At 67.5% G+C, this 20,762-nt stretch carries 16 protein-coding genes; 12 read left to right on the top strand and 4 right to left on the bottom strand.

Annotated elements, in window-relative coordinates; translation table 11 throughout:
* Nucleotides 1-37: 37 nt before the first annotated feature.
* Nucleotides 38-1,420: a M16 family metallopeptidase gene (locus TBU01S_RS07225; RefSeq protein ID WP_068635986.1), complete on the bottom strand. Its 1,383-nt coding sequence runs from the start codon at nucleotides 1,418-1,420 to the stop codon at nucleotides 38-40.
* 164 nt (nucleotides 1,421-1,584) lie between these two features.
* Here TBU01S_RS07225 and ftsY point away from each other — a divergent pair, with 164 nt between their 5' ends.
* From ftsY to TBU01S_RS07190, 7 genes are all read left to right on the top strand, one after another.
* Nucleotides 1,585-2,985, top strand: coding sequence for a signal recognition particle-docking protein FtsY (ftsY, locus tag TBU01S_RS07220; RefSeq protein ID WP_068635959.1), 1,401 nt, complete (start codon nucleotides 1,585-1,587; stop codon nucleotides 2,983-2,985).
* Nucleotides 2,982-3,692 (top strand): cell division ATP-binding protein FtsE, encoded by a 711-nt coding sequence (locus TBU01S_RS07215; protein WP_068635958.1) that lies wholly within the window; start codon nucleotides 2,982-2,984, stop codon nucleotides 3,690-3,692. Before ftsY ends, TBU01S_RS07215 begins: the two co-directional genes overlap by 4 nt.
* 79 nt (nucleotides 3,693-3,771) lie before the next feature.
* Nucleotides 3,772-4,668 carry a permease-like cell division protein FtsX gene (gene ftsX / locus TBU01S_RS07210; protein ID WP_068635957.1) on the top strand — a complete coding sequence of 299 codons (897 nt, stop codon included), beginning with the start codon at nucleotides 3,772-3,774 and terminating at the stop codon, nucleotides 4,666-4,668.
* 227 nt (nucleotides 4,669-4,895) lie between these two features.
* Nucleotides 4,896-5,459 carry an alkyl hydroperoxide reductase subunit C gene (gene ahpC / locus TBU01S_RS07205; RefSeq protein WP_068635956.1) on the top strand — a complete coding sequence of 188 codons (564 nt, stop codon included), beginning with the start codon at nucleotides 4,896-4,898 and terminating at the stop codon, nucleotides 5,457-5,459.
* 128 nt (nucleotides 5,460-5,587) lie between these two features.
* Nucleotides 5,588-7,156: an alkyl hydroperoxide reductase subunit F gene (ahpF, locus tag TBU01S_RS07200; RefSeq protein ID WP_068635985.1), complete on the top strand. Its 1,569-nt coding sequence runs from the start codon at nucleotides 5,588-5,590 to the stop codon at nucleotides 7,154-7,156.
* Nucleotides 7,157-7,242: 86 nt separating this feature from the next.
* Entirely contained in the window at nucleotides 7,243-9,126 is a 1,884-nt protein-coding gene (locus TBU01S_RS07195) for an ABC transporter ATP-binding protein (protein WP_068635955.1), read from the top strand.
* Between the two features lie 63 nt (nucleotides 9,127-9,189).
* Nucleotides 9,190-10,965, top strand: coding sequence for a diguanylate cyclase domain-containing protein (locus TBU01S_RS07190; protein WP_068635954.1), 1,776 nt, complete (start codon nucleotides 9,190-9,192; stop codon nucleotides 10,963-10,965).
* 125 nt (nucleotides 10,966-11,090) lie between these two features.
* Here TBU01S_RS07190 and TBU01S_RS07185 read toward each other — a convergent pair whose 3' ends face one another.
* Nucleotides 11,091-11,747, bottom strand: coding sequence for an HAD family hydrolase (locus TBU01S_RS07185; RefSeq protein WP_068635953.1), 657 nt, complete (start codon nucleotides 11,745-11,747; stop codon nucleotides 11,091-11,093).
* 33 nt (nucleotides 11,748-11,780) lie between these two features.
* The gene (locus TBU01S_RS07180) at nucleotides 11,781-12,869 is read right to left on the bottom strand and encodes a methyl-accepting chemotaxis protein (protein ID WP_068635952.1); all 1,089 of its coding nucleotides are present in this window, start codon (nucleotides 12,867-12,869) and stop codon (nucleotides 11,781-11,783) included.
* Nucleotides 12,870-13,129: 260 nt separating this feature from the next.
* Between TBU01S_RS07180 and TBU01S_RS07175 the strand changes: the two genes are divergently transcribed.
* The 5 genes from TBU01S_RS07175 (at nucleotide 13,130) to TBU01S_RS07155 (ending at nucleotide 18,701) form a co-directional block, all read left to right on the top strand.
* Complete coding sequence (locus tag TBU01S_RS07175) at nucleotides 13,130-14,020, top strand: ribose-phosphate diphosphokinase (RefSeq protein ID WP_068635951.1); 891 nt, start codon at nucleotides 13,130-13,132, stop codon at nucleotides 14,018-14,020.
* A gap of 160 nt (nucleotides 14,021-14,180) precedes the next feature.
* Nucleotides 14,181-15,095 carry an adenylate/guanylate cyclase domain-containing protein gene (locus TBU01S_RS07170; protein WP_068635950.1) on the top strand — a complete coding sequence of 305 codons (915 nt, stop codon included), beginning with the start codon at nucleotides 14,181-14,183 and terminating at the stop codon, nucleotides 15,093-15,095.
* 221 nt (nucleotides 15,096-15,316) lie between these two features.
* A complete protein-coding gene (locus TBU01S_RS07165; RefSeq protein ID WP_083953507.1) occupies nucleotides 15,317-17,638 on the top strand; it encodes a putative bifunctional diguanylate cyclase/phosphodiesterase in 2,322 nt (773 codons plus the stop codon).
* A 35-nt stretch (nucleotides 17,639-17,673) separates the two neighbouring features.
* On the top strand, nucleotides 17,674-18,378 hold the full coding sequence (locus TBU01S_RS07160; RefSeq protein ID WP_068635948.1) for an AzlC family ABC transporter permease: 705 nt from the start codon (nucleotides 17,674-17,676) through the stop codon (nucleotides 18,376-18,378).
* Nucleotides 18,375-18,701, top strand: a complete 327-nt coding sequence (locus tag TBU01S_RS07155; protein ID WP_068635947.1) for an AzlD domain-containing protein — start codon at nucleotides 18,375-18,377, stop codon at nucleotides 18,699-18,701. Before TBU01S_RS07160 ends, TBU01S_RS07155 begins: the two co-directional genes overlap by 4 nt.
* A gap of 167 nt (nucleotides 18,702-18,868) precedes the next feature.
* Here the strand turns inward: TBU01S_RS07155 and TBU01S_RS07150 are convergent, their stop codons facing one another.
* On the bottom strand, nucleotides 18,869-20,506 hold the full coding sequence (locus tag TBU01S_RS07150; protein ID WP_068635946.1) for an acyl-CoA synthetase: 1,638 nt from the start codon (nucleotides 20,504-20,506) through the stop codon (nucleotides 18,869-18,871).
* Nucleotides 20,507-20,762: the final 256 nt, after the last annotated feature.

Genomic DNA, 20,762 nt, shown 5'->3' with positions numbered 1-20,762 from the left:
GGTTCCGTCCGGAGAATCAGTCGGTTGGCGGAAGCGATCAGTGGTGCGCCGGCGCGAGCGGCGAGCGCGGGCGAGGGGGCGCCGGCGGCTGCGGCTCGAGGCGGGCGGCGTTCAGGCTGTCGTCGCTGAAGTAGCGCTGTGCCACGCTGCGGACTTCCTCGGCGGTGACGCTGCGCAGGCCTTCGAGCAGCAGCTCTTCGTCGCGCCACGACAGGCCGGCCGATTCCATGTAGCCGATTTCCATCGCCTGCCCCATCAGCGAGTCGCGCTTGTAGACCCGGCTGGCCACGGCCTGGGTCTTGACCCGGGCAAGCTCGGCCTCGCTGACGCCTTCGTCGCGGATGCGCTGCAGTTCGGCGCGCAGGGCGGCTTCGAGTTCGTCGACCGAGTGGCCGGGGGCCGGTACGCCGTCGAGGTAGAACAGTGCCGGGCCGCGGCCGCTGCCGTCGTAGCCGGCGCCGGCGGACAGCGCCAGGGCGCTGTCGCGCACCAGCCTGCGGGTCAGGCGGGCGCCGTCGTAGCCGTCGAGCACGGCCGACAGCACCTGCAGCGCGTAGGCGTCGCGATCCCGTGCCGGGTCGCGCATGGCGGGCACGTGCCAGGCCATGCTCAGGTAGGGCAGTTCGGCCGGCGCCTTCACCACCGCCTGGCGCGGCCCCTGCTGGACGGGTTCGGCGGAGATGCGGCGGGCGGGCAGCGGGCGAGCGGCGATCGGGCCGTAGTAGCGTTCGGCGTCGCGGAACACGCGGCGGTGATCGACGTCGCCCACCACCACCAAGTAGGCGTTGGCCGGCGTATACCAGCGGCGATACCACTCGCGGGCGTCCTCGGGCTGCATCGCCTCCAGGTCGGGCATCCAGCCGATCACCGGGCGGCGGTAGGGATGGGCCTTGAAGGCGGTGGCCATCAACTGTTCGTAGACCAGCGCGCGCGGCTGGTCGTCGGTGCGCAGGCGGCGCTCTTCCTTGACGACTTCGAGTTCGCGGCGGAAGGCTTCGTCGTCCAGCACCAGGTGCTGCATGCGGTCGGCTTCGAGCGCCATCATCTCGCTCAGCCGGTCCGGCGGCACCTGCTGGAAATAGGCGGTGTAGTCCTTGCCGGTGAAGGCGTTGTCGCGTCCGCCGACCGCGGCCACCCGCTTGTTGAACTCGCCGGGGCCGACGTTCTTCGTACCCTTGAACATCATGTGCTCGAGCACGTGGGCGACGCCGGACACGCCTTCGGGTTCGTCCATCGAGCCGCTGCGGTACCACACCATATGCACCGCCGATGGCGCGCGGCGGTCTTCCTTGACGATGACCTTCATGCCGTTGGTGAGCGTGGTCTCGAAGGGATTGGCAAGCACGGCCGAAGGCGTGAGCAGCGGTGCGGCGGCAATGCCGCCGATGACGAGGGCGCGGGCAAACGTGTGGAGAAACATGGGGATGTCCTGCATCTGTTAGAATTCGCGGCGCTCCGCCGGGCCTGGCGCGCAGTGCGCGCCGGCCGGACGGGGAGCCGCATCTTAACGTGATCGGTTGCGGGTGCCCACGGCTGGCGTGGGGCGCCGCCGACGCGAAACGTTCCCTCTGACCCGAGCGTGCAATGTTTGGTTTCCTGAAGAAGAAGTTCGGCAAGACCGGGCAAACCGAAGCCGGCCAGCCGCCGGCCGAGGATGTTGCCGAGCAGGTATCGGCCGATGCCGTCGCCGATGTCGCCCCCGAAGCAGAGCAAGAAGTCGTCGCCCTGGAGGTGCCGGCGGAAGCCACCGAAGCGCCTGCGGGGATGCAGGCGGATGAGGCAGAGCCGGCCGCAGCCGTGCCGTCTGCCGATGTCGGGCCCGCCGTCGAAACCGGGCCCGAAGCCGCGGCTGGACCCGTAGCCGAAACCGCGGTCCTGCCGCCGGCCGCCGAGACCGCCGGGCCTGCGACCGCTGGCGATTCTGCAAGCGCCGTCGAGCCCGGGCCGCTGGAAACGCCGGCTGTTGCCGAAGCCGCCGAGCCCGTGGTGCCCGCCGATGAGCCTGCCGTCCCGGCAGCCGCCGAAGCGCCGGCCAAGCGCTCCTGGACCGACCGCCTCAAGGCCGGCCTGGCCCGCACCCGGCAGCAACTGGGCGGCGGCCTGGCGAGCCTGTTCGGTCGCCGCAAGATCGACGAAGATCTGCTGGAGGAACTCGAATCGACGCTGCTGATGGCCGATTGCGGTGTCGAGGCCACCCAGCACCTGATCGACGACCTGCGCCTGCGCTGGAAGCGCGACCGGCTGGAAACCGCCGACCAGTTGCAGAAGGCGCTGGCCGACGGCCTGCAGGCCATCGTCGCGCCGCTCGAAGAGCCGCTCGACGCCGGCACCCACAAGCCCTTCGTGATCATGATCGCGGGTGTCAACGGCGCCGGCAAGACGACTTCGATCGGCAAGCTGGCCAAGCATTTCCAGGCCCAGGGCAAGAGCGTGCTGCTGGCTGCCGGCGACACCTTCCGCGCCGCGGCGCGCGAGCAGCTGATGACCTGGGGCGAGCGCAACAATGTCACCGTGGTGGCGCAGGACGGCGGCGATGCCGCGGCGGTGATCTTCGATGCGATCAACGCCGCGCGCGCGCGCAACATCGACATCGTGCTGGCCGATACCGCCGGCCGGCTGCCGACCCAGCTCCACCTGATGGAAGAGATCGCCAAGGTCAGGCGCGTCATCGCCAAGGCCGACCCGAGCGGCCCGCACGAGGTGCTGCTGGTGCTCGACGCCAACATCGGCCAGAACGCGCTGGCCCAGGTCAAGGCCTTCGACAAGGCGGTCGGCGTCACCGGCCTGGTCGTGACCAAGCTCGACGGCACCGCCAAGGGCGGCGTGTTGGCGGCGATCGCCCGCCAGTGCCCGAAGCCTTTGCGCTTCATCGGCGTCGGCGAAGGCATCGACGACCTGCAGCCGTTCAAGGCGCGGGAGTTCGTCGATGCGCTGTTCGAGCCCGCCGCGGGCGCGGCCAGGAACGGAGAAGGCGAACGCGCATGATCGTCTTCGAGGATGTGGCCAAACGCTATGCGGGCGGCTACACGGCGCTGGCCGGCGTCGACTTTGCGATTCGCCATGGCGAACTGGTGGTGCTGTCGGGCCATTCCGGCGCCGGCAAGAGCACGCTGCTGAAGCTGATCCCGGTCATCGAGCGGCCGAGCGCCGGCCGCGTGCTGATCAACGGCCAGGACGTGTCGCATCTGCCGAAGGCGGCGATTCCCTATCTGCGCCGCAATCTCGGCCTGGTGCTGCAGGAAAGCCGGCTGCTGTTCGACCGCAACGTGTTCGACAACGTGATGCTGCCGCTGGTGATCACCGGCCATCCGCCGCGCGACGCCGCCAGGCGGGTGGCGGCCGCGCTCGACCGGGTCGGCCTCAACGGGCGCGGCAAGGAAATGCCGGCGGGGCTGTCGGGCGGCGAGCAGCAGCGGGTGGCGATCGCGCGCGCGATCGTCAACAGGCCATCCATCCTGATCGCCGACGAGCCCACCGCCCACCTCGACCCGGCCTACGCGGCGGACATCGCCGAGCTGTTCCTGTCCTTCAACGAGGCGGGCGTCACCGTGCTCGTCAGCACCCACGACGCTTCCCTGTTCGCCGCCAGCCAGCCGCGCCGGCTGGTGCTGGAGAAGGGCGAACTGACCGGGGACAGCCGCCCCGCCGGCAGCACGGCAGACGAGGGTGGCGAAATGAGGGTGTTCGCATGAGCGCCGTCGCCCGGCTGCCCGAAGGCGGCGTTCCCCTTCGGCGGGGAGATGGTCGCGCCAGCGACCGGAGGGGAGTCCAATGAGCAACTGGCTGTATCTGCATGTGCGGGCCATCGCCCAGGCGCTGCGCCGCCTGTTCGGCCAGCCGGTCGGCACCCTGCTGTCGGCGCTGGTGGTGGGGATCGCGCTGTCGCTGCCGGGCGGCGGCTACCTGCTGCTGGACAATGCCGCCTCGCTGGCGCGCGGTGTGTCGGGAACGCCGGAAATCAGCATCTTCCTCGACACGCAGGCGCAAAAGGCCGACGCCGAGGCGATCGAGGCCAGGCTCAAGGCCATGCCCGCGCTGGCCAGCTACCGCTTCGTCGCCCGTGACGAAGCGCTCGGCCAGCTCGCCGCCAGCGGCCTGGGCGACGTGCTGGCCGGGCTGGGCGACAATCCCCTGCCCGATGCCTTCGTGCTGACGCCGCAGGGCGAAGACCCCGAACTGTTCGAGCAGATGGCGGCGGACATCGGCAACTGGCCCAGGGTGGCGCATGTGCAGCTCGATTCGGCCTGGGTCGCGCGCCTGCATGCCCTGCTGGAACTGGGGCGCTCCGCGGTGCTGATGCTGGCCGGGCTGCTCGGCTTCGCGCTGGTCATCGTCACCTTCAATACCATCCGCCTGCAGATCCTGACCCAGCGCCAGGAAATCGAGGTGAGCCGCCTGCTCGGTGCGACGGACCCCTTCATCCGCCGGCCCTTCTACTGGTTCGGCGGGCTGCAGGGCGCGCTCGGCGGCCTGGTCGCGCTCGGCACGGTGTGGGCTGGCGTGCAGGCGCTGGGGCAACCGGTCGCGCGGCTGGCGCAGACTTATGGCGCGGTGTTCCAGCTCGGCGGCCCGGATTGGCGTGCGTCGCTGGCGATCGTGGCCTTCGCGGCCTTCCTCGGCTGGCTGGGCGCGGTCATTTCAGTGCGTCGTCATCTCGCCAGCACTTGATTTTCCGGATCTCGCTCCCAGCTATGGAAGATCGCCGGCCTTGCTGCGAGCCTGTCGCCGCAGGCTGGCGGGCGATTGGAGATGACCATTTCTGGATGGCTTGCTGATAGCGAAATTAAATCGACAGTATCTCGATTATCAATTAGAGCAATTCATGGAACCGGTCTAAACTCCGCCCCATCGATTCAACACCCCCGTTTCATCAACCCCCCGCTGGAGGATGCCAGATGTCGCTGATCAACACCGAAGTCAAGCCTTTCAAAGCCCAGGCCTATCAGAACGGCAAGTTCATCGAAATCTCCGACGCCAACCTGAAGGGCAAGTGGTCCGTGCTGATTTTCATGCCGGCCGCCTTCACCTTCAACTGCCCGACCGAAATCGAGGACGCCGCCGAACACTACGGCGAGTTCCAGAAGGCTGGCGCCGAAGTCTACATCGTCACCACCGACACCCACTTCTCGCACAAGGTGTGGCACGAAACCTCGCAAGCCGTCGGCAAGGCCCAGTTCGCCCTGGTCGGTGACCCGACCCACCAGCTGACCAACGCCTTCGACGTGCATATCCCGGAAGAAGGCTTGGCCCTGCGCGGTACCTTCATCGTCAACCCGGAAGGCATCATCAAGACGATGGAAGTGCACGACAACGCCATCGCCCGTGACGTGACCGAAACCGTGCGCAAGCTGAAGGCTGCCCAGTACGTCGCAGCCCACCCGAACGAAGTGTGCCCGGCGAAGTGGAAGGAAGGCGAGCTGACGCTGGCTCCGTCGATCGACCTGGTCGGCAAGATCTGAGTCCGTCGTTGCACCGTCCGGGCCCATCCGGCCCGGACTGCCCGCTCCACAGCCGGCCAAGTGCCGGCTGTGTCGTATCAGGATCGCCGTAAACAGCGGCGGCCGAATTTTTGAAGGAAGAAGCCATCATGCTGGACGCCAATATCAAGACTCAATTGAAAGCCTATCTGGAACGGGTGACGCAGCCGATCGAGATCGTGGCGTCGCTGGACGATGGCGGCAAGTCGCGCGAAATGCTCGAACTGCTCAAGGACGTGGCCGAGCAGTCCAACCTGATCACCCTGATCGAACAGCGCGACGGCAATGAGCGCAAGCCGTCCTTCTCGGTCGGCCCCAGGGGCGGAGAGGCGCGCGTGCGCTTCGCCGGCCTGCCGATGGGCCATGAATTCACCTCGCTGATCCTCGCCCTGCTGCAGGCCGGCGGCTATCCGCCCAAGGTCGAAGCCGAGGTGATCGAGCAGATCAAGGCGCTCGAAGGCGACTTCGAGTTCGTCACCTACATCTCGCTGTCCTGCCACAATTGCCCCGACGTGGTGCAGGCGCTGAACCTGATGGCGGTCCTCAACCCCAACGTCCGCCACACCATGGTCGATGGCGGCGTGTTCCAGCAGGAAGTCGAAGAGCGCCAGATCATGGCGGTGCCGACGGTCTACCTGAACGGCGAGGAATTCGGCGCCGGCCGCATGGAACTGGGCGAGATCCTGGCCAAGGTCGACACCGGCGCCGCGGCGCGCGATGCGAACAAGCTGTCGGCCAAGGATGCCTTCGACGTGCTGATCGTCGGCGGCGGCCCGGCCGGTGCCGCGGCGGCGATCTATGCCGCACGCAAGGGCATCCGCACCGGCATCGTCGCCGAGCGCTTCGGCGGCCAGGTGATGGACACGCTGGCGATCGAGAACTTCATCTCGGTGAAGGAAACCGAAGGGCCGAAGCTGGTGATGGCGCTCGAAGAGCACGTCAAGCAGTACGAAGTGGACATCATGAACCTGCAGCGCGCGGCAAAGCTGGTGCCGGGCAGCGCGGACGGCGCCACGCTGGCCGAAGTGCACCTGGAGAACGGCGCGGCACTGAAGGCCAGGACCGTGATCCTTGCCACCGGCGCACGCTGGCGCGAGATGAACGTGCCCGGCGAGCAGGCGTTCCGCGGCAAGGGCGTGGCCTACTGCCCGCACTGCGACGGCCCGCTGTTCAAGGGCAAGCGCGTGGCGGTGATCGGCGGCGGCAACTCGGGCGTCGAGGCGGCGATCGACCTCGCCGGCATCGTCGGCCACGTCACGCTGCTGGAGTTCGCCGATGAGCTGCGTGCCGACGCGGTGCTGCAGAAGAAGCTCCACAGCCTGGCCAACGTCACCGTGATCAAGAGCGCGCAGACCACTGAAGTCACCGGCACCGAAAAGGTGAATGGCCTGGTGTATACCGACCGCAGGACGGGCGAGTCGCAGCGCATCGAGCTGGAAGGCGTCTTCGTCCAGATCGGCTTGCTGCCCAACACCGACTTCCTGAAGGGGGCGGTCGAGCTGAGCCGCTTCGGCGAGATCGTCGTCGATCCCAAGTGCCAGACCTCGGTGCCGGGCGTGTTCGCTGCCGGCGACTGCACCACGGTGCCGTACAAGCAGATCGTCATCGCCATGGGCGAAGGCTCCAAGGCGGCGCTGTCGGCCTTCGATCACCTGATCCGCAGCAGCGCGCCGGCCTGAGCTGCCGCTGCACTGTCGTAGAATGCCCCGCCTGGTGCGGGGCATTTTCGCTTTCCGGCCTCGCCCCTTTCCGACGGAGAGTTCCCTTGCTTTTCAACTGGTTCGAGCGCCGCATCGATCCCTATCCCGTCACTGCGCCGCAACCCGCGCCGAAGCGCTTCTTCGCCTTCCTGTGGGCGGCGACCGAAGGCACGCGCCCTTTCATCCTCGGCATGATGCTGTTGACCGCGGCCATCGGTGCATTCGAGGCGCTGCTGTTCGCCATGCTGGGCAAGGTGGTGGACTGGCTGGCGGCGGTGGCGCCGGCGCGGCTGTGGGCCGACGAGGGCGGCAAGCTGCTGTGGCTGGCCGTGATCGTGCTCGGCAGCATCGCGCTGGTGGCGGTGCAGACCATGCTCAAGCACCAGGCGCTGGCGGGCAATTTCCCGATGCGGCTGCGCTGGAAGTTCCACAGCCTGATGCTCGGCCAGAGCATGAGCTTCTACCAGGACGAGTTCGCCGGCCGGGTGTCGGCCAAGGTCATGCAGACCGCGCTGGCGGTGCGCGATACCTGCCTGATCATGACCGACATCCTGGTCTTCGTCGTCATCTACTTCGTCACCCTGACCGCGGTGGTGGCGAGCTTCGATCTGTGGATGCTGCTGCCCTTCCTCGGCTGGCTGGCGCTGTATGCGGTGTCGCTGCGCTGGTTCGTGCCGCGGCTGTCGAAAGTGGCGCGGGCGCAGGCCGATGCGCGCTCGCTGATGACCGGCCGCATCACCGACGCCTATACCAACATCGCCACGGTCAAGCTGTTCTCGCACGCCGGCCGCGAGGCGGGCTACGCGCGCAGTGCGATGCAGGAATTCCTGCACACCGTGCATGCGCAGATGCGGCTGGTCAGCAGCATCGAGATCGTCAACCACGGCCTGTCGATGCTGCTGATCCTGTCGACCGGCGGCCTGGTGCTGTGGCTGTGGAGCCAGGGCGAGGTCGGCGTCGGCGCGGTGGCGGCGGCGACGGCGATGGCCTTGCGCCTGAACGGCATGTCGCACTGGGTGATGTGGGAGATGGCCTCGCTGTTCGAGAACGTCGGCACCGTGCAGGACGGCATCAACACCTTGTCGCGCCCGCATGCGGTGGTCGATCGTCCGGATGCGAAGCCGCTGGTGGTGGACCGGGGCGAGATCCGCTTCGAGCACCTGGGTTTCTCCTATGGCGCGGCCGGGCCGGAGGCGCGGCGCATCATCGACGACCTGTCGCTGACCATCCGGCCGGGCGAGAAGATCGGCCTGGTCGGGCGCTCCGGTGCCGGCAAGTCCACGCTGGTCAATCTGCTGCTGCGCTTCTACGACATCGACCAGGGCCGCATCCTGATCGACGGCCAGGACATCGCCACGGTGACGCAGGACAGCCTGCGCGCGCAGATCGGCATGGTGACGCAGGACACTTCGCTGCTGCACCGCTCGGTGCGCGACAACATCCTGTACGGCCGCCCGGATGCGGGCGAGGCCGGGATGATGTCGGCCGCGAAGCGTGCCGAAGCGCACGATTTCATCCTCGGCCTCACCGACCCGAAAGGCCGCACGGGCTACGAAGCCCACGTCGGCGAACGCGGCGTGAAGCTCTCCGGCGGCCAGCGCCAGCGCATCGCCATCGCCCGCGTGATGCTCAAGGATGCGCCGATCCTGCTGCTCGACGAGGCCACCAGCGCGCTCGACTCGGAAGTCGAGGCAGCGATCCAGGCCAGCCTGTACCGTCTGATGGAAGGCAAGACGGTGGTGGCGATCGCCCACCGGCTGTCGACCATCGCAGCGATGGACCGGCTGGTGGTGATGGACAAGGGGCGCATCGTCGAGGAAGGCGACCACCGCAGCCTGCTCGCGCGCGGCGGCCTGTATGCGCGGCTGTGGGCACGGCAGAGCGGCGGCTTCATCGGCGAGGCGGCCGAGGACGACGAACTCGCCGGCCTCGTGTCCGCGCCGGCCTGAACGCTGCCGTCCGCGGCCATGCTTGCCGCTTCGGTGACGGCAAGGCATTGTGTACTGGAAACCATGATACCCAAGTCTCCGCTCTCCACCGCTCGCGGGAACGATGCCCGGCACTGCCGCAGTCTCGTGTTCGTCCACCTGCTGGTCGCCTTGCTGTTCGGCGGCTTGTTGTGGGCCGAGTTGCAGCGGGTCGATCAGGCGTCGATGGCGGTCGCGCGCGAACGGGGCGAGGCCCTGTTCCGCCTGATCGAGACCACGCGCGACTGGAACGCCCGCCACGGCGGCGTGTATGTGCTGGTGACGGACGACACGCGGCCCAATCCCTATCTGGTGCATCCCCGGCGCGACGTCGTCACGCTGGATGGACAGCGCATGACGATGGTCAATCCGGCCTTCATGACGCGGCAGCTCGCCGAACTCGCGGAGCGGACCGACGGAATCCGGCTGCGCCTCACCAGCCTGCGGCCGCTGCGGCCCGACAACACGCCCGATCCCTGGGAGGCGGAGGCGCTGGCCGCGTTCGAGCGGGGCGTGCCGGAGCGCCTGTCCCTGGTCGACACCGGGGGCGGTCCGGTCCATCGCTACATGGCGCCCCTGCACGTGACCGGGCCCTGTCTGCAATGCCATGCCGCCGACGGCTATCGCCTCGGCGACATCCGCGGCGGCGTGTCGGTGACCATGCCTGCGGCCACGCTGCTGGAGCTGCGCGACGCCCAGCGCCAGCGCGTCGCGGGAGTGTTTCTGGCGGCCTTCGTGCTCGTCGCGGGATCGATCCACTACGTCTTCGCCGCCGCGCGGCGCCATGTGCGCGCGATCGCCCGCGTCAATGCCGAGCAGGAGCGGCTCATCGCGCAGCGCACCGGCGAACTGGAGGCGAGCAACCTCGGGCTGGCGCGCGAAATCGATCGGCGCCAGCGCGACCAGCGCCGCCTCGCTGCCAGCGAGGCGCGCTACCGGGCGATCTTCGACAGCACGGCCGAAGGGATCATGCTGATCAACGGCGAGATGCGGATCGTGCAGGTCAATCCGGCCTTCACCGCCATCACCGGCTATGGCGAGGAAGAGGTGCGCGGCCGCGGACTGGAACTGCTCGGGGCGGGGCGCCATGGGCAGGATTTCTTCGACGGCATCCGCAGCGCGCTGGCCGATACCGGCTGCTGGCAGGGAGAAATCTGGAACCGGCGCAAGAGCGGCGACGCCTATGTGCAATGGATGTCGATCACGCGGGCCAGCCTGGCGGGTGAAGCCGAAGCCTTCGTGGCGACGCTGACCGACATCACGCTGCGCAAGGAGGCCGAACAGCGCATGCAGTACCGCGCCGACCACGATGCCCTGACCGGCCTGCCGAACCGTGCATTGTTCCAGGACCGGCTCGATGCCGCGCTGGCGAAGATCCACCGCAGCGGCGGCCTGTTCGCGGTGCTGTTCATCGACCTCGACCGCTTCAAGGTGGTCAATGACAGCCTGGGCCATCCGGCGGGCGACGCCTTGCTGATCGAGGCCGGCGGACGGATCGCCGCATGCGTGCGTGAATCGGATACCGTGGCCCGCTTCGGCGGTGACGAGTTCGCCGCCATCCTGCTCGAAGTGGGCGGTGCCGAAGACGCCCGGGAAGCGGCGCAGCGCATCTGCGCCGCGCTGGCCATGCCCTTCATGCTGGAGCAGGGCGAGGCACGGGTGTCCGGCTCGGTCGGGATCGCGCTGTCGCCGCTGCACGGCGAGGATCGTGCCAGCCTCGAGAGTTGTGCCGACCAGGCGCTCTACGCGGTGAAGCGGAAGGGCGGAGGGGGCTGGTGCGTGTATCCGCCCGATGGCTGGCCAGCCGGTGAAAAGGCCTGATGCCGGCATGCCTTCAAGGCGATGACGGCGTCGGCCCGCCTTGTCGTGCTACGGCACCGTCTGCGGCTTCAGTGCCGTTTTCGGGCCTTGTTCCCGCTTCGGATGCAAATTCTCATGCGTGAGCGTCAGGCGCCGAGGAGCGTGTCCGCAAGCGCTGCGGGACTGGCTGCCGCCTGCCAGTGCGCAGCCATGTCGCCGGCCTGCAGGCTGCCGTAGCCCCAGGTCGCGGCGATGAAGGGCAGGCGGTTGGCGTCGGCGGATTCGCCGTCTTCGGCGCGGTCGCCGACATAGACGGCCTCCCCGTGCGGAATGCCGCGATCGGCGAGCAGGCGCGCGATCATGGCTGCCTTGTCGGGCAGGCGCGGCTCGAACATGTCCAGTGCGTAGACAGCGTCGAAATGATGCGCCCAGCCGAGGTGCCGAAGGATCAACTGCGTGGGGTGGAGGCGTTTGTTGGTGGCGATCGCGAGGCGGCCGCCGCCTGCCGCCAGCCGGGTCAGCATGTCGCCGACGCCGGCATAGGCCGCCGTCTGCAGATAGCCGGTGCTGTCGTAGCTGGCCTTGAAGCCTGCGGCCAGCGTGGCAATGAGTCCGGGGTCGGTGCTGCCCGCCAGCATCTGCAGGGTTTCGGTCAGCGGTGGGCCGACGATGGAGGCGTCGATCGTGCGCGCGGGCGCGCGGCCGGCAGCGGCGAAAGCGTCGCGGTAGCTGGCGAGAATGGCAGGGGCGGAGTCGATCAGGGTGCCGTCCAGATCGAACAGGATGTGCCGGTAGATGGGCATGGTGGTGTCCGGGGGGGAGCGGGCCGGCCGGGCTCAGTCGCCGAGCGTGTCGGCAATCTGCTGCAGGTTTTCCAGCACCTGGATGCTGGCCGTCTCCATGTCCAGGACGGCGCTGATGACGCCTTCCAGATCGCCGAGCGCGAGGCGCTGCAGCGCCGTCCTGCCGCTCTGGTGGACGCGCGCATGCGGTGCTTCGAGCTGGCGGTAGCCCGATAGATGGGCGAACTGACGCCCTTCTTCCTGATACCAGCGGCCGAGCCGGCAGCTCGTGTGGGTGGAGAGCGTTTCGGCCGAGGTGTTCGAGTGCCCCGTCAGCGCCTGGTATACATCGAGCTTGAAGACCAGATGGTCCAGTTTGGCCAGTTCGGCGAAGCTGCGCAGCGAAGCATGCTTCATGGTGTTGGCCATGCTTCGTGCCAGTTCGCACAGTTCATCCATGCTCGAACGTGCGCTGCCTCCCTCGCCGGCCGCGCTGCTGGCCTTGTCGGAGAGGTCGCGGATGACGCGCTCGACCAGCCCCGTTTCGTTCTGAATGGCGCTGACGAGTTCGGAAATTTCGTTGGTGGCGCCGGCGGTGCGTTCGGCCAGCTTGCGGACTTCGTCCGCCACCACGGCAAAGCCGCGCCCCTGCTCGCCCGCTCGCGCTGCCTCGATGGCTGCATTGAGTGCGAGCAGGTTGGTCTGATCGGCGATTTCCCGGATGAGCTGGACGATGCCGTCGATCTGCGCGGCGCGCGTCGTCAGTTGCCGGACAGAGTCCGTCGTCTTGCTGGTTTCGGCGGCGAGCGTGCCGAGGTGGCCCGACACGCGGGCAATGGCCTTGCTGCTGTCGTCGGCGGCGCGCGTGGAGTCGGCGGCGGAGGATTCCTGGATGGCGAGCTGGCCGGCCAGATGCGAGAACGAGTGCTGTACCGAACCCATGGTTTGGGCGTAGGTGCGCAGGTTGTCGAAGAGTGCCCCGTTCAGCGCGTCGCGCTTGCGCACTTCGGCGCATTCGGCTTGCTGCCGGGCCAACTCGGCTTCCGTCCGGGCGAGCTGCGCGCGGGCTTCGGCCAGTTCGCGTTCGCTGTCCGCCAGCTTTCGGCGCAGTTCGTCGGTTTCCTTGTTGTTCCACCATGCCATGAGTCTTGCTCCACATTGTGAGAGTGCCGGGCGTCGGGCGCGCGCCCGTCTATTGGAGGACAGCTTCGATGTGATCAATAACGGTACTGCCGTCATGGACTTTAGCCGCTGAAGGGAATGCCCAGCGTGGCGTGCTTCTCGCCCGAGGACATTTGATCCTTCAAACTGCGGGAGCCTGAGTGTAGCCTCCATTCGCCTGCCCGTATCGGTGCCTGCCGACGTTTCGCGGAGCCGGTGCGGCATTTGTCAGTGGAGTCTTGATGGATACCTTGTTGTTGCACTTCGACGATGAAACCCTGGAGGCGGAACGCCTGGCGCGGGCGGCGGGTGTCGAATGTGCGGTCATCGAGCGGCACCGCTTCCCCGATGACGAGCTGCATCTGCGGCTGCCCCAGGCCCTGCCGCGCAGGGTGATCGTCTATCGCAGCCTGCATCGCCCCAACGAAAAGCTGCTGGAGCTGCTGCTGGTGGTCCGTACTGCCGGCCGGCTGGGCGCCGAGTACGTCACGCTGGTCGCACCCTATCTCGCCTATATGCGGCAGGACGACGAGTCCACCCCCGGCGAGGCCGTCAGCCAGGGCATCGTCGGCGGTTTTCTCGCGGGCCTGTTCGATGCGGTGCTGACGGTGGATCCGCATCTGCACCGCGTTTCGTCGCTGGCCGAGGTCGTGCCCGTGCCGCATGCGCTCGCCCTGTCCGGCGCGCCGCTGCTTGCCGATCTCGTTGCCGAACGGCGGCCGGGCGCGCTGCTGATGGGGCTGGACGTGGAGTCGGCGCAGTGGGTGCAGGCCGCCGCCGCGCGCCACGGCTTCGACCACGCAGTGTGCAGCAAGGTGAGGCATGGCGATTTCGGCGTCGATGTCACGCTGCCCGAAGGGCTGAACGTGGCTGGAAGGCCGGTGGTGCTGCTCGATGACGTCGCCAGTTCGGGGCATACGCTGGCCCGGGCGGCACGGAGCCTGCTCGACGCGGGCGCGGCCAGCGTCGATGTGGCCGTCACCCATGCCATCTTCGCTGCCGGTGCGCTGGCCTTGCTGCGCGAGGCCGGGGTGGGAGAAATCTGGAGTACCGACTGCATTACCCATCCGAGCAACGCGGTATGCGTTGCTCCGCAACTGGCGGAAGCCTTGCGGGCGATCCACGCGGATTGAGTTTGCCGCCCGTCATGCAGCCTCTTTTGGCTGTGCGGACGATGACGTTCAGAGGGCTTGGTGCTAGCATCCTGTCTTTCTGCATGGGCAGGAGCCCTCGTCGCGCCGGCAAGGAGCGTCCTGTCCCGCGCGGCTTCGATGATCCACTGCGGGGAGAGGTGTGAAGCAATCGGTAAGGACCGTGGTATTTGCCGACCTGACGGGGAGTACCGGTCTTTTTGAATCGGCGGGCAACATGATTGCCACGCGGCTCGTCACGCGCTGTACGCAGACCATCGGCCGCCATCTCACGCTTGCGGGCGGGCAGCTCGTGAAATACCTGGGAGATGGCGTGCTGGTGCTGTTCGACAACACGCTCGCCGCCGTCGAAGCTGCCTCGCGCATGCAGGAGGTGCTGCGCGAGCAGGTGCCCGGACTGCCGCAGGGCGGCATGCTCGGCGTCAAGACCGGTGTCGAGCGGGGGCCTGTCGTCGAGCACGACGGCGACTGTTATGGCGATGCGGTGAATGTTGCCGCCCGGCTCAGCGACCGCGCCCAGCCGGGCGAGACGCTGATCGGCGAGGCGGCTTTCGACGGGTTGCCGGAAGCTCAGCGGCTGGCGTGCCAGAGTCTGGACCGCATCACGATCAAGGGCAAGGCCGAGCCGATGCGGGTGTGGCGCGTCGACTGGGCGCGTACCGCCGAATCGACGCTGGCCGCGAGCTTCGACTTCAACCAGTTGCTGGAAGACCGCCAGCCGATCCAGCGCATCGACATCCAGCGGCTGGACCAGCAGACGGTGCTGTATTCGGGCGAAGGGCCGCTGATCGTCGGGCGTGGCGAAGGCGCGGGCTTTGCCGTCGATGACCCCCGTGTGTCGCGCCGGCATGCGCGCATCGAATGGGCGGGCGGGCAGTGCACCTTCACCGACTTCAGCAGCAATGGCAGCTGGGTGCGCTTTGCCGGCTCCTCCGCGCCGGTCATGCTGCGCCGCGACAGTTGTGCGCTGTATGGGGCAGGGGAGATCGGCCTCGGCGCCCAGCCGGAAGACTTCACCGCGCCCACGCTCGCTTTCCGGATCCTCGGCGAGGACTGATACCAGTCCGCAGCCGCGTTCGAAAGTATGGAAATTGTCCGATCGGCCCCGCTCACGGACCGGACATCGTTTGGCCATTGAATGCAAATCGGCATGAACTGCGCCACGCGCCAGGCTGGCAGCGGCCTGCCCGCGCCGGCGCTGCATGACTCGTGCAGTTTTACCGCGACGGATCCGGTATCAGCCGTCAAGCTGTACGCGGATTCAATGGTTTGCGGAACATGAACTGTAAATGGCTGGGTGTCGCGCCTTCCACCGGACGTGCGTTGCGGATCGTCGTACCCTACATGGCGGCGGCAGGCTTGTGGATCGGGCTGTCCGACGCCATCGCGCTGTGGCTCGCGGCCGATGCCGGCGTCTACGCCAGGCTGCAGGCCTGGAAAGGCACGGTTTTCGTCCTTGCCACCGGGCTTCTGCTCCATGTCCTGATGCGCGAGCAATTCGTGCGCATCGAGCGCTCGCATGCCAAGGCACGCAACCTCGCCACGCGCTTGCGGCGGATGCTGGAGTCGCTCGACGACCTGATCTTCGTGTTCGACGACAGGCTGCGCTTCGCCGATGCCTATTATCCCGATCACTCGGCGCTGCTGATGCCGTCCGAGCATTTCATGGGCAGGACGGCCGACGAGGTGGGCATGCCGGCCGAAATCGGCCGGGCGCTGGAGCGCGTGCGCGACGAGTGCTCGACGCAGCCGATCGATTATGCTCTGGACATGAAAGGCGGGCGGTTCTGGTACAGCGCCAAGCTGTCGCCGATGACCGACGAGAATGGGAAGTTCGTCGGCGTGATCGCGGTGGTACGCGACATCACCGGACTCAAGAGCAGCGAGCAGCGCTTCCGCCGCCTGTTCGAGGACCTGAACAATGTTGCCGTGCAAGGATACGATGCGGATCGACGGGTGGTGTTCTGGAATACCGCCAGCGAGGCGCTGTACGGCTATTCGCGCGAAGAGGCGCTGGGCCGGCGCTTTGAAGAGCTGATCATTCCGCCGGCCTTCCGCGACGAAGCGATCCGCATGTACGACGATTGGGTCGGCAAGAACAAGCCGATTCCGTCCGGCGAACTCGAACTGCTCCACCGGGACGGCGAGCTGATCCCGGTGTTCTGCAGTCACAGCATGCTGCGCAACGAGCGCGGCGAGGCGGAAATGTATTGCGTCGACGTCGACCTGCGCGAGTTGCGGGAGACGCAGGCGCAACTGCGCCGCGCGGCGACCCATGACCCGCTCACCGGCCTGCCGAACCGCATGCTGGCACGGGACAGGTTCGACCAGGCGATGGCGCTCGTTGCGTGGGAGCAGACGCTGCTGGCGCTGCTGTTCGTCGATCTCGACCATTTCAAGATCATCAACGACACCCTGGGCCACGGCGTGGGCGATCGCTTCCTGCAGGAGATCGGCCTGCGGCTGTCGTCCTGCCTGCGTGAAAGCGACACCATCAGCCGCCAGGGCGGCGACGAGTTCCTGGTCGTGCTGCCGGGCCTGCACGATCGCGGCGCGGTCGCCTCGATCGCGCAGAAGATCATCGAGACGGTGCAGCAGCCCTGCGACATCGACGGCCGCGTGCTGACCTGCTCCTGCTCGATCGGCATCGCCCTGCGGCCGGACGACGGTGGGGACTTCGACAGCCTGCTGTTGCGCGCGGACACTGCGATGTACCAGGCCAAGGCGAGTGGCCGCAACACCTTCCGCTTCTTCACCGCGCAGATGAATGCCGATGCGCACGAGCGCCTGGTGATGCTGAGCCACCTGCGCCAGGCCGTCCAGCGGGGCGAACTGGAACTGCATTACCAGCCCCAGGTCGAGCTTGCCACCGGCCGGGTGGCCGGCGCGGAGGCGCTGCTGCGCTGGCAGTGCGCCGAGCTTGGCAGCGTACCGCCGGCGCGCTTCATCCCGCTGGCGGAAGAGTCCGGCCTGATCATCCCGATCGGCGAATGGGTGCTGCGCGAGGCCTGCCGCCAGGCCCGGGCATGGTACGACCAGGGACTGGAACTGGCGGTGATGGCGGTCAATGTGTCGGCCCTGCAGTTCCATCGCGGCGATCCGGTGGAAATGGTCGGCCGCATCCTGCGCGAAACCGGCCTGCCGGCCGAATGCCTGGAGCTGGAGTTGACCGAATCCCTGCTGGTGCAGGACGGCTCAGGCACGACGCTGGACACCTTGCGCCGGCTCAAGGCGCTCGGCCTGCGCATCGCGATCGACGATTTCGGCACCGGCTATTCCAGCCTCGCCTATCTGCGCCGCTTCCCGATCGACAAGCTGAAGATCGACCGCGCTTTCGTCCGCGATCTGGCCAGCGACCCCGAGGATGCCGCGATCGTCAATCTGATCGTCGACCTGGGCCGGATCCTGAAGCTGAAGACCGTCGCCGAAGGCGTGGAGGATCACGGGCAGCTGGCTTTCCTGTGCGAGCGTGGCTGCAACGACGGGCAGGGCTATCTGTTCGCGCGGCCGATGCCGGCCGCGGCGTTCGCCGCCTGGCTCGGCTCCGGGCCCCTGCTGCCGGGCCAGCCCGGCCAGGATTGCCCGCCGCATGCGGCATAGGGCTGCTATCCTTCGCTGCTTTTGAGAAGGTTCCGATGGAATCCGTTTTTCGTCGCGGTGCCCGGGAAGGGGTGCGCGATTTCCTGCCCTTGTCGGTCGGCCTGGTGCCGTGGGCGGTGGTCACCGGCATCGCGATGCGCTCGATCGGTTTGTCCGAGATCGAGTCGCTGGGCATGAACCTGCTGGTCTATGCCGGCACCGCCCAGCTCGGCACGCTGCCGCTGATCGCCGCCGGCGCGCCGCTGTGGCTGATCATGCTCACGGCGCTGGCGCTCAACCTGCGCTTCATCATCTTCAGCGCGTCCATCGCGCCTCTGTTCGCGGGGCGAAGCGGGGCGGAGCGCCTGGCATCGAGCTACCTGCTCGTCGATGGCGTGTATGCGATCTGCGCTGAAAAGGCGCTGAAATCAGGCGATGCGCAATGGCGCTGGGGCTATTTCATCGCGCCGTCCATCTTCAACTGGGTGATGTGGCAGCTCTTCGTCGCCTTCGGCGTGTTCGGCGCCGAATTCGTGCCGCACGACTGGTCGCTGGAATTCATGGTGACGATCGCGCTGATGGTCATGGTGCTGTCGATGGTCCGCACGCGGCCGATGCTGGTTGCCGCGCTGGCCGGCGGGCTGGGCGCCGTGCTGCTGCGCGGCCTGCCGCTGCGCCTCGGCGTGGTGGCCGGCATCGTGATCGGGATCGGTGCCGGCTTCGTCGCCGAACGCTGGCAGCAGCGCAGGGGGGCGGCATGATCGAAGGCGCGTGGCTGTGGCTGGCCTTCGTGTTGATGTCGCTGACGACGGTCGGCACCCGCGGCAGTTTCATCCTGCTGGGCGAAAAGGGCCGGCTGCCGCCGGTGCTGCAGCGCGCCCTCCGCTATGCCCCGGCGGCGGCGCTGTCCGCGCTGGTGATGCCCGACCTGCTGCTCGACGGCAACGAGCTGTCCCTGCTGAATCCGAAGCTCGCCGCCGGCCTGGTGGTGATCGGTGTGGCGCTGCGCTGGCGCAATCCCTGGCTGCCTTTCATCGTCGGCATGGCGGTGCTGCTGGGGATGAGGAAGGGGCTGGGCTGGTAGGTGCCGTTTTGCGTTGGATGCATGATGGGTTTCGCTACGCTCTACCCATCCTACGGTGCTGCCTGCAATGGGAGCGTAGGATGGGTAGAGCGTAGCGAAACCCATCGATCACAACTGCGAACTCAGCCGTGCCGGCGGGGTAAACCGCCAGCACGGGCATCGCGAACTTACTCGATCGCCGAGCTGGATTTCGCCATCTCGCGCAGCGCGAACTTCTGGATCTTGCCGGTGGATGTCTTCGGCAGCACGCAGAACTCGATGTACTTGGGCACCTTGAAGCGCGCCAGGTGTTCGCGGCAGTGGGCGACGATGTCGTCGGCAGTGATGCCGGCGCCGTCCTTGACCTCGATGTAGGCGGCGGGCACCTCGCCCCACTTCTCGTCGGGCCTGGCGACCACGGCGGCGGTCAGCACCGCGGGGTGGCGGTACAGCACTTCCTCGACTTCCAGCGAGGAGATGTTCTCGCCGCCGGAAATGATCACGTCCTTCGAACGGTCCTTGATCTTCACGTAGCCGTCAGGCTGCAGCACGCCCAGGTCGCCGGTGTGGAACCAGCCGCCGGCGAAGGCTTCCTGCGTGGCTTTCTCGTTCTTCAGGTAGCCCTTCATGACGAGGTTGCCGCGGAACATCAGTTCGCCCATGGTCTCGCCGTCGGCGGGCACGACTTCCATGGTCTGCGGATCCATCACCGTCAGCCCTTCCTGCATGTGGTAGCGCACGCCCTGGCGGCCGTTGCGCTCGGCGCGGCGGTCGATCGGCAGATCGTCCCATTCCGGATGCTTGGCGCAGACCGAGGCCGGGCCGTAGGTTTCGGTCAGGCCATAGACGTGGGTGATGTCGAAGCCGACGCGTTCGGCGCCTTCGATGATCGCCGCCGGGGGCGCGGCACCGGCGATGAGGCCGGCGACGCTGTGTTCGATACCGGCGCGCAACTGATCGGGGGCGTTGATCAGCATGCCGTAGACGATCGGCGCGCCGCACATGTGAGTGACCTTCTGGCTGCGGATCAGCTCGTAGATCAGCGCCGGGTCGACCTTGCGCAGGCAGACGTTGACGCCGGCATTGGCGGCCATGGTCCAGGGGAAGCACCAGCCGTTGCAGTGGAACATCGGCAGCGTCCACAGATAGACCGAGTGCTGCGGCATGCCCCAGCTGATGATGTTGGAGGCAGCGTTCAGATAGGCGCCACGGTGGTGATAGACCACGCCCTTGGGGTTGCCGGTGGTGCCGGAAGTGTAGTTCAGCGCGATCGCATCCCACTCGTCGGGCGGCAGGCTCCACCGGTATTCGGGATTGCCGCCGGCGAGGAAGTCTTCGTACAGCTGGGTGCCGACACGCTCGGTGCCCGGGTATTCGTCGTCGAGCGCGTCGATGACCAGCGGCTTGTCGCCTTCGAGCAGATCGAGCGCGGGGCGGACGATGGCGGCGAACTCGGGGTCGGTGATCAGCACCTTGGCCTCGCCGTGCTGGAGCATGAAGGCGACGGCATCCGGGTCCAGGCGGGTGTTCAGGGTGTTGAGCACGGCGCCGGCCATCGGCACGCCGAAGTGGGCCTCGAACATCGGCGGCACGTTGGGCAGCATCACCGCCACGGTGTCGCCGCGCTTGACGCCGTGGGCGACCAGCGCGCTGGCGAGCCGGCGGCAGCGGGCATAGGTTTCGCTCCAGGTGTAGCTGCGTGAGCCGTGTACAACGCTGGTGCGGGTGGGGTAGACCATTGCCGTGCGCTCCAGGAAGCTCAGCGGCGACAGCGGGACATAGTTGGCCGGATTCTTGTCCAGACCGACTGCGTAGGCATTCGACATTCTTTTTCCACTCCCATCGTGAGAAACGGGCTATTGATTAGGAATGAGTACAGCGGTTCCCGTTTCCGATTCCCTCTCCGCGCACCGGCGGGGTGGGCGCTCTGGCTGACCTGGCGCAAGGCCGCCGCCCGAGTCCGCCCTGGCCCTGCTGGGGAGAGCAGGTGAATGATACGGTTTTCCGGTGGGCGCAGGAATGGGCATGGCGGCAAAAGGTACGGATGCGTATGGGCGATGCCCTGGCGCGGCACAGGCCTTC

Source organism: Thauera butanivorans NBRC 103042 (genome assembly GCF_001591165.1).
GTDB classification, from domain to species: Bacteria; Pseudomonadota; Gammaproteobacteria; order Burkholderiales; family Rhodocyclaceae; genus Thauera; species Thauera butanivorans.
This window is presented reverse-complemented; position numbering and strand designations above follow the sequence as displayed.